Genomic DNA, 12965 nt, shown 5'->3' with positions numbered 1-12965 from the left:
TGGTAGCCTTGCCGCGCGTTTTCAGGTGTTCCCGGGTAAAGCCGCCCGGGAATGAAACGAGAAGCCGGTGACAATCCGGCACTGCCCCCGCAACGGTGATTGAGTCAAGGCTGATCGAATGCGCCACTGTACCGACGGTATGGGAAGGCGATCAGTCCAGAGCCCCGACAGGGCCCAGCTCATAAGTCCGGAGACCGGCCTGTTAACACACCATACGTTGCGGTGGGCAATGGCGGTGGGTGAACCCTGTCGGCCGTTTCCTGCGCCACGTATCTTCAGCCCACCTTTCTTTGTTTTTCCATCGCAGCACCACCAGATTCACCGTGCGGGTGCGCACGGGGTACCAGCGAGCTGTAGATTATGGGTATTTCCAAGACATTTCCGGCCGTCGTTCTGACGGGCTGTTCCTCTTCCCTGCTGTTGTTGTCAGTGCCGGCTATGGCCGAGCCTTCCGTGGCCACCTCTGAACTGGAAACCATTGTGGTGACGGGTACGGCTGGACCGTTGACCATTGGCGAGAGCCTGTCCTCGGTCACCGTGATCCGCGCCGAGGATATCCAGCAGCGGAATCCGGCCGAAATGCAGGATCTCCTCGTTGGCCAGCCGGGTATTGATGTGATCTCCAATGGCTCCTTCGGCAAGAACACCAGTGTGTATACCCGCGGTACCGGCAGTGATTCCACCATTTTCATGATCGACGGCGTACGCCTGCGTTCTGCCACCAGCGGCGGTGCGCCCTGGCAGTTTGTGCCGGTAGAGCTGATGGAACGGATTGAAATCGTTCGTGGCCCGCGTAGCTCCCTGTACGGCGCAGATGCGGTCGGCGGCGTGGTGCAGGCGTTTACCGTAGACCCGCAGCCAGGCCAGCGCGGCTGGATCGAGGCCGCCGGTGGCAACTTCAACACCCAGCGTTACAACGCTGGTGTGGCCCTCAGCAGTGGTAACACCCGGATGAGCCTGAACGGACTGTTCAAGGACTCGGACGGCGCGCCGATTGTTGAGGATGGTGATGACCGTGGCTACCGCAACGGTGCCGGGGTTGCCCGTCTGACCCACGAATTCGACAGCGGCGGCGAGGCGGCACTGGTGTTCCTGGAATCCACCGGCAACACTGAATTTGAAGGCGGCGAGACCGACTTTACCGTCCGCACCGCCGGTTTCCGTCTCGACACTCCGGTGAGTGATTACTGGCGCTCATCGGTGCAGTTCTCCGAGGCCCGTGATGAGCAGGATACGATCGCCAGTTTTGGCGCCTCCACCTTCAACACCCTCGCCCGTACCGGTCGCTGGGAGAACACCCTGACCATGGACGTTCATGAGTGGGTCATTGGGGCCGAGCTGCAGGATGAGTCAGTGGAGAGTACCACCACCTTTGACGAGCAGAGTCGTTCCAACAGCGCGCTGTTCAGCCAGCTGCGTTTGCATTTCGGACCGACGGACCTCCAACTGAGCCTGCGTGGCGATGACAACGAGGCCTACGGCAAGAACGAAACCGGCGGCATTGCCATCGGTCATTCCTTCGATTACGCCCACCGGGTACGGGCCAGTTATGGTACCGCTTTCCGAGCGCCGACCTTCAACGACCTTTATTACCCCACCGAGACCTACGCCAGTGGCAACTCCTACACCGGCAACCCGAACCTGAAGCCGGAAAAGTCCGATGCCTATGAAATTGGCGTCAGCGGCAGCTACAACCACTGGTTCTGGGATCTGGCTCTGTACCAGATGGACATCGAGAACCTGATCGAGCTCCATTTCGACGTGCCGACCCTGACCCTCTCACCGGCTAACGTTAGCGAGGCGCGTATTCGCGGTGCTGAACTGGCAGCGGGCCTGAATCTGGACCAGTGGCGTCTGGCAACGGCGCTGACCTATACCGATCCCCGCGACACCGAAACCGATAACCGTCTGCGCCGCCGCAGTGACCGAGCCTTGCGGGTGGATGTGGATCGGACCATCAACCAGTGGATTCTGGGAGCCACCTACCGCGCCCAGGGTGAGCGTTACGACGATGCTGCCAATACCAAGAAACTGGCCGGTTACGCCACCCTCGACCTGCGTGCCAGCTGGGCTTTTGCCCGCAACTGGTCGACCCGCCTGACCCTCGCCAATGTGTTTGACCGCGAGTACGCGACCGCACAGCGGTTCAGCGGCGCCAAGTACATTGCCGCCGGCCGTACCGGCATGCTCTCCGTCCGTTACGACTTCCAGTAAGTCATGGTGGGCCGAATCCGTGCCGGCGGGATAGCCGGCATCCTGCTCGGCTGGCTGGCGCTGGTGCCCCTGTGGGCCAGTGCGGCTACCGTGGTGGGTGTGGTATCTGAGCGCTCGGCTGCCGAACTGGCCGCCGGGGCCCACGCCTTTGTCGATCAGCACCCGGACCACAAGGTGATGTTGCGTACGCCGGTGCAGCTGGCATCGCTGACAGATCCCCAGCTGGAACAGTTGCTGGCCGGGGCGGATGCCTTGCTGCTGGCGGCGGTGTTCGGTGACCAGGTCGAGCGTCTGGAGCGCGGGGTGCGTGCTCGCATCGGCCAGCGACCGTTGCCGGTACTGGCGATCAACAGTGACCGGCGACTGGTGCGGTTGTCCTATCTGGATGAGCAGTGGCCGTTGGCGAACCTCGGCAAGGCGGAGCTGGATGCGGTGGTGGCCGCGCCGGAGGCCAACGTCGCAGCGCTGGACCATCTTCGCCAGCAACAGACCGGCTTTCCTGATCAGGCGCGGTGGTTGCAGGGGCGGGCCTATTATCAGGGGCGTACGCCAGAACATCTGGCCAACCTGATGGCCTGGATGCTGGTCCAGGCGGGCCAGCCGCTGGCCGTACCTGCACCCAGCCCCCGGGCTGCCATTCGTTACTACCGGAATGGCCAGACCACGGAGCTGGCGGATGCCCTCGGGCTGACCGACGGGCCGGTGGTGGCGTTGCTGGATCTCGACAGTGGCGACCGGCCCGGTGACCGGGCGTTGCTGGATCAGCTGTGCTGGCAGCTCGAACAACGGCATATCCAGTGTTTCGCCATCCTTGCCCGCTGGGGTGGTGCCAGCGCCCAGGCATTGGCTTCGTTGCCGAGTAGTGTGGGCAGCGCGTCCCTGGCCGGTCTGGTCAGTCTGCAGGATTTCGTGATTGGCGGTGGTGAGGGTCGGGAAACGGTGACCGAGGCCCTGGCCGGGTTGAACGTGCCGGTCATCAAGGGCCTGCGCCTGAGTGACCTTACTGAGAGCCAGTGGCGGTTGTCGGTGGATGGCCTGCCGGCAGACTCGGTGCATTACCAGTTGGCGATGCCGGAACTGCAGGGCGTCAGCCAGCCCATGGCGCTGGCGGTGGCGAGACCGCCGCTGATTGATGAACGCACCGGGGTTCGTCTGACCCTGACCACGCCCGTGCCGGAGCGGGTGTCCGCACTGGTGGAACGCCTGCACCGGTGGCAACGGCTTCAGGCGCAGGACAACGCTGATAAGCGGGTTGCCCTGATCTACTACAACCATCCCCCCGGCCGTCAGAACATCGGTGCCGACAGCCTTGATGTGCCGGCATCGTTGTGGGAAATGCTGCACTGGCTGCAGGCCGAAGGCTACCAGACCGGACCGCTGCCGGCATCCCCGCAGGCGCTGCTGGAGCTGATCCAGCAGCGGGGGATCAGTCTTCCGGACGATCCCCGTGCGCTGCGGGAGATGGCGCCGCAGGTGGCCTCCATGGATGCCAATAGCTACCAGGCCTATTTCCAGACACTGCCTGCCGTGGTTCAGGCGGAGATGGTCAGTGGTCCGGTGGGGTATCTGCACGAACGCCTGCATCAGGCGTTCGTCGCGGGTGAGCACGACATCGCGCTGGCGCTGCTGGATCGTGGTATCCGTGACCTGCGCCACCTGCTGGAAAACCTCAACCATCCGGCGCGGCCGCTGGCGGTGGAACGGCTGGATGACTACCACAGTCAGTGGCTTGAAAGGCTCAATGAAGGCGGAGGTCGTGCCGAGGTGGATGGCGCCCGCGATGACCTGCTGGCCAGCGGGTTTCCCGGCTTGTCCGGCTGGGGACCGGCTCCGGGCCGGTCGATGGTGGTGGACAACGACCTGATCTTCCCGGGACTGCGCTTTGGCAATGTCTTCCTTGGCCCCCAGCCCCCGCGCGGCTGGGAAGTGGACGAGGAACTGCTTCACGCCAATACCACGTTCCCGCCGACCCATCAGTATGTGGCGTTCTATTACTGGCTCCGGAGTCAGTTCGATGCCGATGCCCTGGTCTATGTGGGCCGCCATTCCACACGGGAGTTTCTGCCCCGGCGGCGGGCGGCGCTAACCGAGGATGATTATCCGGAACTGTTGAGTGGCAACCTGCCGCTGCTTTACCCCTATATCGTCGATGGTGTCGGTGAAGGTATTCAGGCCAAGCGCCGGGCGCTGGCGGTGATGATTAGCCATCTGACGCCACCACTGGCGGCGACCGAGCTTTACGATGAACTGCTGGAGATTCGTCAGCTGGTGGAGACTTACGAAGCCTCGGTGGCGCCCAACAGCCCCACCCGCCGTCGCGCGGTTGAATTGCTGCGCCAGAAGATCCGTCAGCTCAACCTGACCGAAACCATAGAGCAAACCATTGCCAGCGAGGCTGGACTGGCCGCAGACGCCGTATCGCTGGATACCATCTCCGAAGATCTGCTGGTCCATGAGGCCGGGCATTATGTCACCGATGTCCAGGAGCAGTTCATGCCCCTGGGCCTGCATGTGCTGGGCCGTGACTGGGATACTGACGCCATTGATACCATGCTGGCCTCAATGGCGGGTGAAACCGGTGTGGTGCCGGAGCATTGGCGAGCGCAGCTGACGGCGTCACCGGCGGCTGAGAAGGCGGCTTTGCTGGCAGGCCTGTCGGGTCGCTTCGTTGAGCCCGGTGAGGGCAATGACCCGTTGCGGACCCCGGCGGTGCTGCCTACCGGCCGAAACTTCCATGCCCTCTCCGGCGACCTGATCCCAACCCGGGTGGCCTGGAGCCTGGCTGAAGAACTGGCCACTGAGGCCCGTCGTCAGGATCGTGCCGAAGACGATGGCAGTGACGCGCTGGTGCTGTGGGCTTCCGACACCGTTCGCGATGAAGGGGTCATGGTGGCGTTTGGGTTGCAGCTGCTGGGGATCCGGCCGGTGTGGAATTCCCGCGGTATCGTTAAGGGGCTGGAACGCTTGCCCGTAGGGCCGGAACAGGCGTACAGCGAGCGCCGGGATGTGCTGTTTACAACCTCTGGCCTGTTCCGGGATCTTTACGGCAATCAACTGGAATGGCTGGATCAGGCGGTGCTGCTGGCGCTGGCCGGTTCCGCCGATACCATTGTGGCCCTGCACCCTGAGCTGGACGCGGCGCTGACAGCTGTGCTGTCCACCTTGCCGGAGGGGATGGCCGAGCGTGGTTCCGAGCCGCTGGCGGTGAACCGGGTTGCCGCCCGCTGGCTGGCCGATACCCGCCAGCTGCTGGCCTCCGGCGTCAGTGCCGCTGAAGCCGGTGGGCTGGCCTCGTTGCGAGTCTTTGGTACCGCCCCCGGAGCCTATGGCGCTGGCGTCAACCGACTGGCCACCCGGACCGGGGCCTGGAACAGTCGCGATGAGCTGGCGGATGCCTACCGCCGGCGTATGGGGCACGCCTATGGCAGCCGTCGCCAGGGGGAAGCAGAACACCGGATGTTCGACCTGCTGCTGGCGCGTGTGGACCGCACCTACCTGGGCCGGGCCAGTCATCTCTATGGCCTGATCGACAATGACGATGGTTTTGATTACCAGGGCGGACTGTCCAACGCCGTCGAACGGGTGCGTGGTCAGCCGCCGGAGAACCGGGTCTTGCAGTATGCCAATCCGGACAACCCCAGGGTTCAGAGCCTGCAGCGGGCGTTGCTGCAGGAATTGCAGTCCCGCAACCTCAATCCCCAGTGGATCCGGCCGCTGATGGATCATGATTACGCGGGTGCCCGTACCATGGGTAGCGACTTCCTCGACAACCTGTGGGGCTGGCAGATCACCAGTCCTCAGGTGGTGAAGTCGTGGGTGTGGGATGAGGTCAACCAAGTGTATTTTCAGGATCGTCACAACATTGGGCTGGATGATTTCCTGTCGGAGGGCAACAATGTCCACGTCAAGACACACATGCAGGCAACGGCGCTGCTGGCCGCGAAGCGAGGCTACTGGGAAACCAGCTGGCTGACCCTGGAGCCGCTGGTGGAGGATTTTGCCCAGAACGTGATCGATCACGGCCTGCCCGGCGACGGCCATACCCGGCCCGATCACCCGCTGATGGACTGGGTGTCCGGGCAACTGGACCCGGCCCAGCGGGAAGCGTTTGATAATGCCCGCAAGGGCGGTGCGCCACTGGACAGTCTGCCTCTGCAGTCTCGTCTCTGCCGCCAGACAGGAATCCAATTGGAACTATGCCAAAACTGATCAAACAGGGGCTGACCGCGTTGCTGCTGGCGGTGCTGCCGGTCCTGCCTGCTCATGCCGGGGTCTGTGCAACGGATGATACCGGCCAGCAGGTGTGCCTGCCGGCGCCAGCCCAGCGTATTGCCGGGTTGTCGCCGGGCGCCTCGGAACTGTTGTGGTCCGCCGGTGCCGGTGACCAGGTGGTGGCGGTGGTGGCCTGGAGCGACTATCCCCCGGAAGCGAAAACGGTGGCCTCGGTGGGCAGCCATACCCGCCTTGATCTGGAAAAGCTGATCTCGCTGCAGCCGGATCTGGTGATTGCCTGGGTGACCGGCAACCCTCAGGAACAGATACAGACCATCCGTAATCTGGGGTTGCCGGTGTTTTCCATCGAACCCCGGGACTTTGAGGATGTGTCGTCGGTGATCGAGCGCCTTGCGACCCTCGCCGGGACCGAAGCCGAGGGCTGGGCCGAGGCTGAGCGCTTCCGGACCGGCATGGCGGAGCTGGCGGCACGTTACAGTGATCGAGCCCCGGTGCCGGTGTTCTATCAGGTCTGGGACGAGCCGTTGATGACAGTGAACAACCAGCACCTGATCGGCAAGGTGATCGCCCTGTGTGGCGGTTATAACGTGTTTGGTGAGTTGCCACGGCTGGTGCCGCGAATCAGTGATGAAGCGGTGCTGGAAGCCAATCCGGAGGCGATTCTGGCCGGTGGCATGGGGGAGGAAAACCGGGCTTGGCTGGATCGCTGGCAGAACTACAGCAGCCTTGATGCCACCCGTGTTGGGAATCTGTTTTTTGTACCGCCGTCGCTGATCCAGCGACCTACCCCGAGGATGTTGCAGGGCAGTGAACTGTTCTGCCAGAAACTGGAGATTGCCCGTGGCCGGCGCTGAGGGTGGGTTGTCCCGGTTGCGGAGGGGCGGTTGATGGGCCGTTACTGGCTACCATTGATGCTGCTGGCACTGGCGGCTTTGGCCGCCTTTCTGTTGTCGGTGACCGTGGGCAGTGCCTCGGTCGGGGTGGCGGACGTGTGGGCGGTGTTGACCGGCGAAGGCACCCAATTGCAACGGACCCTGATTCTGGAACTGCGGGTACCGCGGACGCTGGCGGCGCTGGCCACGGGTGGCCTGCTGGCGGTGGCCGGTGCGTTGATGCAGGTGCTGCTGCGCAATCCGCTGGCGGATCCCTACGTGCTGGGATTGTCTGGCGGGGCCGCTGTTGGCGCTCTGCTGGCCATGCTGGCCGGGGTCGGTGGTCTGATGGTTTCCGGTTCAGCCTTTGCCGGCGCGATGGTCGCGACCCTTCTGGTGTTTGGGCTGGCCCATGGTACTGGCAGCTGGACGCCATCGCGGTTGTTGCTGACCGGCGTGGTGGTGGCGGCTGGCTGGGGTGCGGTGATTACCCTGATGCTGGCGATCAGTCCCGCGGAGCGGCTTCCGGGCATGCTGTATTGGTTGATGGGCGACTTGTCCTACGCCGGTACCCCATCGCTGGCGCTGGTGCTGCTGGCGCTGGCGTGTCTGCTGGTGGTGCCGCTGGGCCGAAGCCTCAATGTACTGGCCCGGGGGCCGCTGCAGGCAGCGGCCCTTGGCGTGGCCGTGCGTCCGCTGGAATGGACGGTGTACGTGGTGGCCAGCCTGCTGACGGCGGTGGCAGTGACCACGGCGGGCAGTATCGGTTTTGTCGGGCTGGTGGTGCCGCACATGCTGCGGCTGGTGCTGGGCAACGACCAGCGCCTGATCCTGCCCGCCTGTGCCCTGGCCGGTGGCATCCTGCTGATGCTTGCAGATACCCTGGCGCGAACCATCATTGCCCCTGAACAGTTGCCGGTCGGGGTGATTACCGCCCTGCTCGGTGTACCCACCTTCCTGTTGCTGCTGTACCGGAGCCGCTGATGAGCCAGCTGCGAACCGCGGACCTGATCATTGATGTCCCCGACCGCGCCGATGGCCGGGCGCTGAGCCTGCAGGTCGAGCCCGGCCAGATCTGGGGCGTACTGGGCCCGAACGGCGCAGGCAAGACCACCCTGATGCATACCCTGGCGGGCCTGCGTGCGCCCCGCAGCGGCGCCGTGTTGCTGGATGACCAGCCGCTGGCGGAGCAGAAACGTCGGACCATTGCCCGCCATCTGGGGCTGGTGTTCCAGGAGCGTCAGGACGGCTTTCCGGCCACCGTACTGGAAACGGCGCTGATCGGACGCCACCCGTTCCTGTCGAGCTGGCAGATGGAGTCCGCCGACGACCTCAAACTGGCACAGCAGGCGCTCAGCCGGCTTGATGTGGCGCACCTGGCCAGTCGTCTGGTCAGTACCCTGTCTGGCGGTGAGCGTCAGCGGGTGGCCATCGCCACCGTGCTGACCCAGTCTCCGGCCATCTGGCTGGCGGATGAGCCCACCAACCATCTCGACCTGCATCACCAGATTGCCGTCATGGAGCTGCTGACCGAAGAGGCCGGTCATGGCAAGGCTGTGTTCATGTGCCTGCACGATCTGAATCTCGCGGCCCGCTGGTGCAGTCATGTACTGTTGCTTTACCCCGACGGCGAAGCCTGCTGGGGACCCGTTGAGCGAATGCTGGTCCCGGATGCGCTGGAGCGTCTCTATGGCCAGCGTCTGGCTACCACTGAACTGGATGGCGCGCCGGTGTTTGTGCCGGTGCGCTGAGGAGATCCTGTGACTGACATCATTACCGGCCAGGCGCCGGCGGCCCTGATCACGGCCCCTGGCTCCGGCCAGGGAAAATCCATCGTCACCGCGGCGCTGGCTCGTCTGCACCGTAATGCCGGGCGCAAGGTGCGGGTATTCAAGCATGGCCCGGATTACCTGGACCCGATGGTGCTTGAGGTGGCCTCGGGGCAACCTGTGTATCAGCTGCATCCGTGGATGACCGGTGAGGCCGAATGCCACTGGCGTCTGGCTGAGGCTGCCCGGGACGCGGACCTGGTGCTGGTGGAAGGTGCTATGGGACTGTTTGATGGCGATCCGTCCAGCGCCGACCTGGCCGCGCTGGCCGGGTTGCCGGTGTTGCCGGTGATTGATGCCCGCGGCATGGCGCAGACTTTTGGCGCGGTCGCCCTCGGGCTGGCCAGCTTTCGCCCGGATGTGAAGATCGGGCAGGTGATTGCCAATCGCATCGGCAGTCCCCGCCACGGTGAGATGCTGGCGGCGAGCCTGCCTGACGGTATTGAGCTGCTGGGGGCAATTCCCCGTGACGAGGCCATGGCGATCCCTGATCGGCACCTCGGGCTGGTGCAGGCGTCTGAACTGGCGCATCTCGACCAGCAGCTGGACGCCGCCGCGGCGGTGCTGGCCAAGGCCGGGCTGGATCGTTTGCCCGCCACCGTAACCCTGACCGCAGAACACCCTGCGCCGCCGACCCGGCTGCTGGACGGTGTTCGCATTGGCATTGCCCGGGATGCGGCCTTTGCTTTCATCTACCGCGCTAATGTCGACCTGCTGGAAGCCCAGGGCGCAACCCTGACCTATTTCTCCCCGCTGAGCGACGCTCAGCTGCCGGAGGTCGACGCGCTCTGGCTCCCCGGCGGTTACCCGGAGCTGCATGCCGCTACCCTGGCGGCCAATACGTCCATGATGGCCTCGATCCGCGCGTTCCATCACGCCGGTAAGCCGATCCTGGCGGAATGTGGCGGGCTGATGGCTTGCGCCAGCGAACTGGTCGACAGGGACGGTCAGCCTCACCCGATGCTGGGCCTGCTGGCAGGGCGGGCGATCATGGAAGGCCGTCTGCAGGGCCTAGGGCTACAAAGTCTGAGGGCGGATGAGGGCGAGCTGCGAGGCCACACCTACCACCACTCCCGTCTGGAAACTGAGCTGCCGCCGCTGGCCTGTACCCGCAAGCTGGCGGGCACCGAGGCGGAGCCGGTGTTCCATGCCGGTAGCCTCACCGCCACCTATTTCCACGGCTATTTCCCCTCGGCACCGGCACTGGTAGCAGCGCTGTTCCGCGGGCAGCCGTTAACAGCCTACTAACGTTCCCCACTTTCCTATATTTCAAACGAGGACACTGTCATGCGCGAGAACGCCAAAGACCCTGAACGCCACGCCCGCCGTATGGCGGCCAAGCAGAAAGTCATGCAGGAGCGCATTGCACGTGCCCAGAGTGAAAAGGGCGTGCTGCTGGTGCTGACCGGCCCCGGCAAGGGCAAGAGCAGTTCCGGCTTCGGTATGGTGGCGAGGGCCCTGGGGCATGGCATGAAAGTCGGCGTGGTGCAGTTCATCAAGGGCAAGTTCACCACCGGCGAAGATACCTTCTTCCGCAACCTGCCCAATGTGGATTACCACGTTATGGGCGATGGCTACACCTGGGACACTCAGGATCGCCAGAAGGATGTAGCGGCGGCGGAAGCGGCCTGGGAGATTGCCAGCAAAATGCTGAAAGACCCCAGTTACGACATGGTACTGCTGGACGAACTCAATATCGCCCTGCGTTACGAGTACCTGGAGCTCGACCGGGTACTGGACGACCTGTTCAACCGTCCGGAGATGCAGCACGTGACCGTGACCGGTCGCTACGCACCGAAGGAACTGATCGAACTGGCCGATACCGTGACTGAAATGAAAGTGGTCAAGCACGCCTTCAAGGACCAGGGCATCAAGGCCCAGAAGGGCGTGGAACTCTAATCCCATGACCACCTTAATGATCCAGGGCACCACCTCGGATGCCGGCAAGAGCACGGTAGTGGCAGCGTTGTGCCGCTGGCTGCATCGTCAGGGGGTGTCGGTGGCGCCGTTCAAGCCCCAGAACATGGCCCTCAACAGCGCGGTAACCGTGGACGGCGGCGAGATTGGCCGCTCCACCGCTCTTCAGGCGCTGGCCTGTGGGCTGGAGCCCCACAGCGACATGAACCCGGTGTTGCTCAAGCCACAAACCGATTGCGGCGCCCAGGTGATCCTGCGGGGACAGGTCTACGGCAACATGAACGCGGTGGATTATCACGCCTACAAGGCCGAGGCCCGGCAGTCGGTGCGGGAGGCCTGGCAGGCCCTGAGCTCCCGTTACGATGTGATCATTGCCGAAGGTGCCGGCAGCCCGGCGGAAATCAACCTGCGGGCCAACGACATCGCGAACATGGGCTTTGCCGAGATGGTGGACTGCCCGGTGCTGCTGGTGGGTGACATCGACCGGGGTGGGGTCTTTGCCCAGCTGGTGGGCACCCTGGAACTGATCTCCGAGTCGGAACGTAGCCGCACCCGGGGCTTTATCATCAACCGTTTCCGCGGAGACATCGCGTTACTGGAACCGGGGCTGGACTGGCTCAGCGAGCGCACCGGCAGGCCAGTGAACGGCGTGTTGCCGTACCTCCATGGCCTGGTGCTCGATGCTGAGGACAGCGTCGGTACCTCCAGCGAGCATCAGACCGGGGCCCTGAAAGTGGTGGTGCCGGTACTGCCGCGGATCAGCAACCACAACGATTTCGATCCCCTGCGGCTGCATCCCGGGGTTAAGCTGATGTTCGTTGGCCCCGAACAGACACCCCCTGCGGCGGATGTCATCATCCTGCCCGGCAGCAAGCACACCCGGGGCGATCTGGACTGGCTGCGGACCAACGGCTGGGATGAGGTCATCGAGCGCCACCTGCGCTACGGCGGCCATGTATTCGGTATCTGCGGCGGTTTCCAGATGCTGGGTCATACCGTCAGTGACCCTGATGGCCTGGAAGGGGTGCCCGGTGACAGCGCCGGTCTTGGCTGGCTCGACATCGACACCCGCATGGTAACGGGCAAGCAGCTGACCCGGGTGAACGGCACCCTGAACACCCCCGGGCAAGGTAAACCCTGCACGGTGGCAGGTTACGAAATCCATAACGGTGTCACCACCGGTTCAGGTCTTGAGCGGCCCCTGGTTGATCTGGGGGGGAACGTGGATGGCGCGATCAGTACGGATGGCCAGGTGATGGGCACCTACCTCCACGGTGTGTTCGACGACCCGGCTGCCTGTTCTGCGTTGTTGAGCCACTGGGGACTAAGTGATGACGGGCGCGCGGTCGATTATGCCCGTCACCGGGAACAGCAACTGGACCGGCTGGCGGACGCCGTCGAGGCATGCCTGGATACTGACTGGCTGAAGGCGTTGTTGGGCATCCAATGATTGTCTGATTGGTGAAGCTACTGGCCCGAGGGTTTGATGGGCGGTAAGGCTGCAACCAGCTCTTCCAACTCGTGGCTAATCGCCACCAATTCCCTTAGCAGTTGCGGGTTGACCTCTAGGTGCCCTTCGTACTCGGCGAGGTTGCGGGCGGAGTGGCATTTGTCGAGTACGCGCCACTTGGCATTGGCCAGCCCCAGGGTGTGCTGCAGACACTGGAATACAATGTAGCGACTCTCCGAACGATAGCCGTGCCAGCGCAGGGCCGCGAGGGAAAGGGCGTGGGCCGCGCCATAGGCGAGGGAGAACCGACTCTCTTCGGACAGCCCCTCAATACCGGCGTCCTTCAGCTTGGTCCGGGCCGCCCGCAGCATACCGGCGAATTCACTGGTATCGGCTGGCTCGGGTTTCAGTTTTCGAATCTTGACCAGGTTGTCCAGGGCTTCCATGCGT

The 12965-nt window shown here is 63.9% G+C and carries 9 protein-coding genes and 1 riboswitch; of the genes, 8 read left to right on the top strand and 1 reads right to left on the bottom strand.

The genetic code is table 11. The features are described from left to right. Positions 1-6 precede the first annotated feature (6 nt). Positions 7-217, top strand: a riboswitch (cobalamin riboswitch). Between the two features lie 143 nt (positions 218-360). The 8 genes from BLV11_RS10000 to BLV11_RS09965 are packed head-to-tail and all read left to right on the top strand — an operon-like array spanning position 361 to position 12515. Next, a complete protein-coding gene (locus tag BLV11_RS10000) occupies positions 361-2214 on the top strand; it encodes a TonB-dependent receptor domain-containing protein (protein ID WP_091813137.1) in 1854 nt (617 codons plus the stop codon). 3 nt (positions 2215-2217) lie between these two features. Further along, positions 2218-6423: a cobaltochelatase subunit CobN gene (locus tag BLV11_RS09995; RefSeq protein ID WP_091813135.1), complete on the top strand. Its 4206-nt coding sequence runs from the start codon at positions 2218-2220 to the stop codon at positions 6421-6423. Beyond that, complete coding sequence (locus tag BLV11_RS09990) at positions 6411-7301, top strand: cobalamin-binding protein (RefSeq protein WP_091813132.1); 891 nt, start codon at positions 6411-6413, stop codon at positions 7299-7301. The genes BLV11_RS09995 and BLV11_RS09990 overlap by 13 nt, the downstream gene beginning before the upstream one ends. 33 nt (positions 7302-7334) lie before the next feature. Then, entirely contained in the window at positions 7335-8303 is a 969-nt protein-coding gene (locus BLV11_RS09985) for a FecCD family ABC transporter permease (RefSeq protein ID WP_091813130.1), read from the top strand. Continuing rightward, positions 8303-9070 (top strand): ABC transporter ATP-binding protein, encoded by a 768-nt coding sequence (locus BLV11_RS09980; RefSeq protein ID WP_091813127.1) that lies wholly within the window; start codon positions 8303-8305, stop codon positions 9068-9070. Before BLV11_RS09985 ends, BLV11_RS09980 begins: the two co-directional genes overlap by 1 nt. Before the next feature lie 18 nt (positions 9071-9088). Beyond that, complete coding sequence (locus BLV11_RS09975; RefSeq protein ID WP_091813255.1) at positions 9089-10396, top strand: cobyrinic acid a,c-diamide synthase CobB; 1308 nt, start codon at positions 9089-9091, stop codon at positions 10394-10396. A 39-nt stretch (positions 10397-10435) separates the two neighbouring features. Then, positions 10436-11047: a cob(I)yrinic acid a,c-diamide adenosyltransferase gene (gene cobO / locus BLV11_RS09970; protein ID WP_091813125.1), complete on the top strand. Its 612-nt coding sequence runs from the start codon at positions 10436-10438 to the stop codon at positions 11045-11047. A 4-nt stretch (positions 11048-11051) separates the two neighbouring features. Further along, the gene (locus BLV11_RS09965) at positions 11052-12515 is read left to right on the top strand and encodes a cobyric acid synthase (RefSeq protein WP_091813123.1); all 1464 of its coding nucleotides are present in this window, start codon (positions 11052-11054) and stop codon (positions 12513-12515) included. Positions 12516-12532: 17 nt separating this feature from the next. On the opposite strand, the gene BLV11_RS09960 is transcribed toward BLV11_RS09965, so the two are convergent. Next, positions 12533-12961 (bottom strand): hypothetical protein, encoded by a 429-nt coding sequence (locus BLV11_RS09960; RefSeq protein WP_091813121.1) that lies wholly within the window; start codon positions 12959-12961, stop codon positions 12533-12535. Between the last annotated feature and the right edge of the window lie 4 nt (positions 12962-12965).

Source organism: Marinobacter mobilis (assembly GCF_900106945.1).
Classification (GTDB): Bacteria; Pseudomonadota; Gammaproteobacteria; order Pseudomonadales; family Oleiphilaceae; genus Marinobacter; species Marinobacter mobilis.
The sequence above is the reverse complement of the archived record's forward strand: the minus strand, read 5'-3'. Positions and strand labels throughout refer to the sequence as shown.

Excerpts from the sequence above, each read along its gene's own strand:
- BLV11_RS09960 (WP_091813121.1), bottom strand. The coding sequence starts at position 12,961 with ATGGAAGCCCTGGACAACCTGGTCAAGATTCGAAAACTGAAACCCGAG.
- BLV11_RS09980 (WP_091813127.1), top strand. The coding sequence starts at position 8,303 with ATGAGCCAGCTGCGAACCGCGGACCTGATCATTGATGTCCCCGACCGC.
- BLV11_RS09990 (WP_091813132.1), top strand. The coding sequence starts at position 6,411 with ATGCCAAAACTGATCAAACAGGGGCTGACCGCGTTGCTGCTGGCGGTG.
- BLV11_RS09965 (WP_091813123.1), top strand. The coding sequence starts at position 11,052 with ATGACCACCTTAATGATCCAGGGCACCACCTCGGATGCCGGCAAGAGC.
- BLV11_RS10000 (WP_091813137.1), top strand. The coding sequence starts at position 361 with ATGGGTATTTCCAAGACATTTCCGGCCGTCGTTCTGACGGGCTGTTCC.
- cobO (WP_091813125.1), top strand. The coding sequence starts at position 10,436 with ATGCGCGAGAACGCCAAAGACCCTGAACGCCACGCCCGCCGTATGGCG.
- BLV11_RS09995 (WP_091813135.1), top strand. The coding sequence starts at position 2,218 with ATGGTGGGCCGAATCCGTGCCGGCGGGATAGCCGGCATCCTGCTCGGC.
- BLV11_RS09985 (WP_091813130.1), top strand. The coding sequence starts at position 7,335 with ATGGGCCGTTACTGGCTACCATTGATGCTGCTGGCACTGGCGGCTTTG.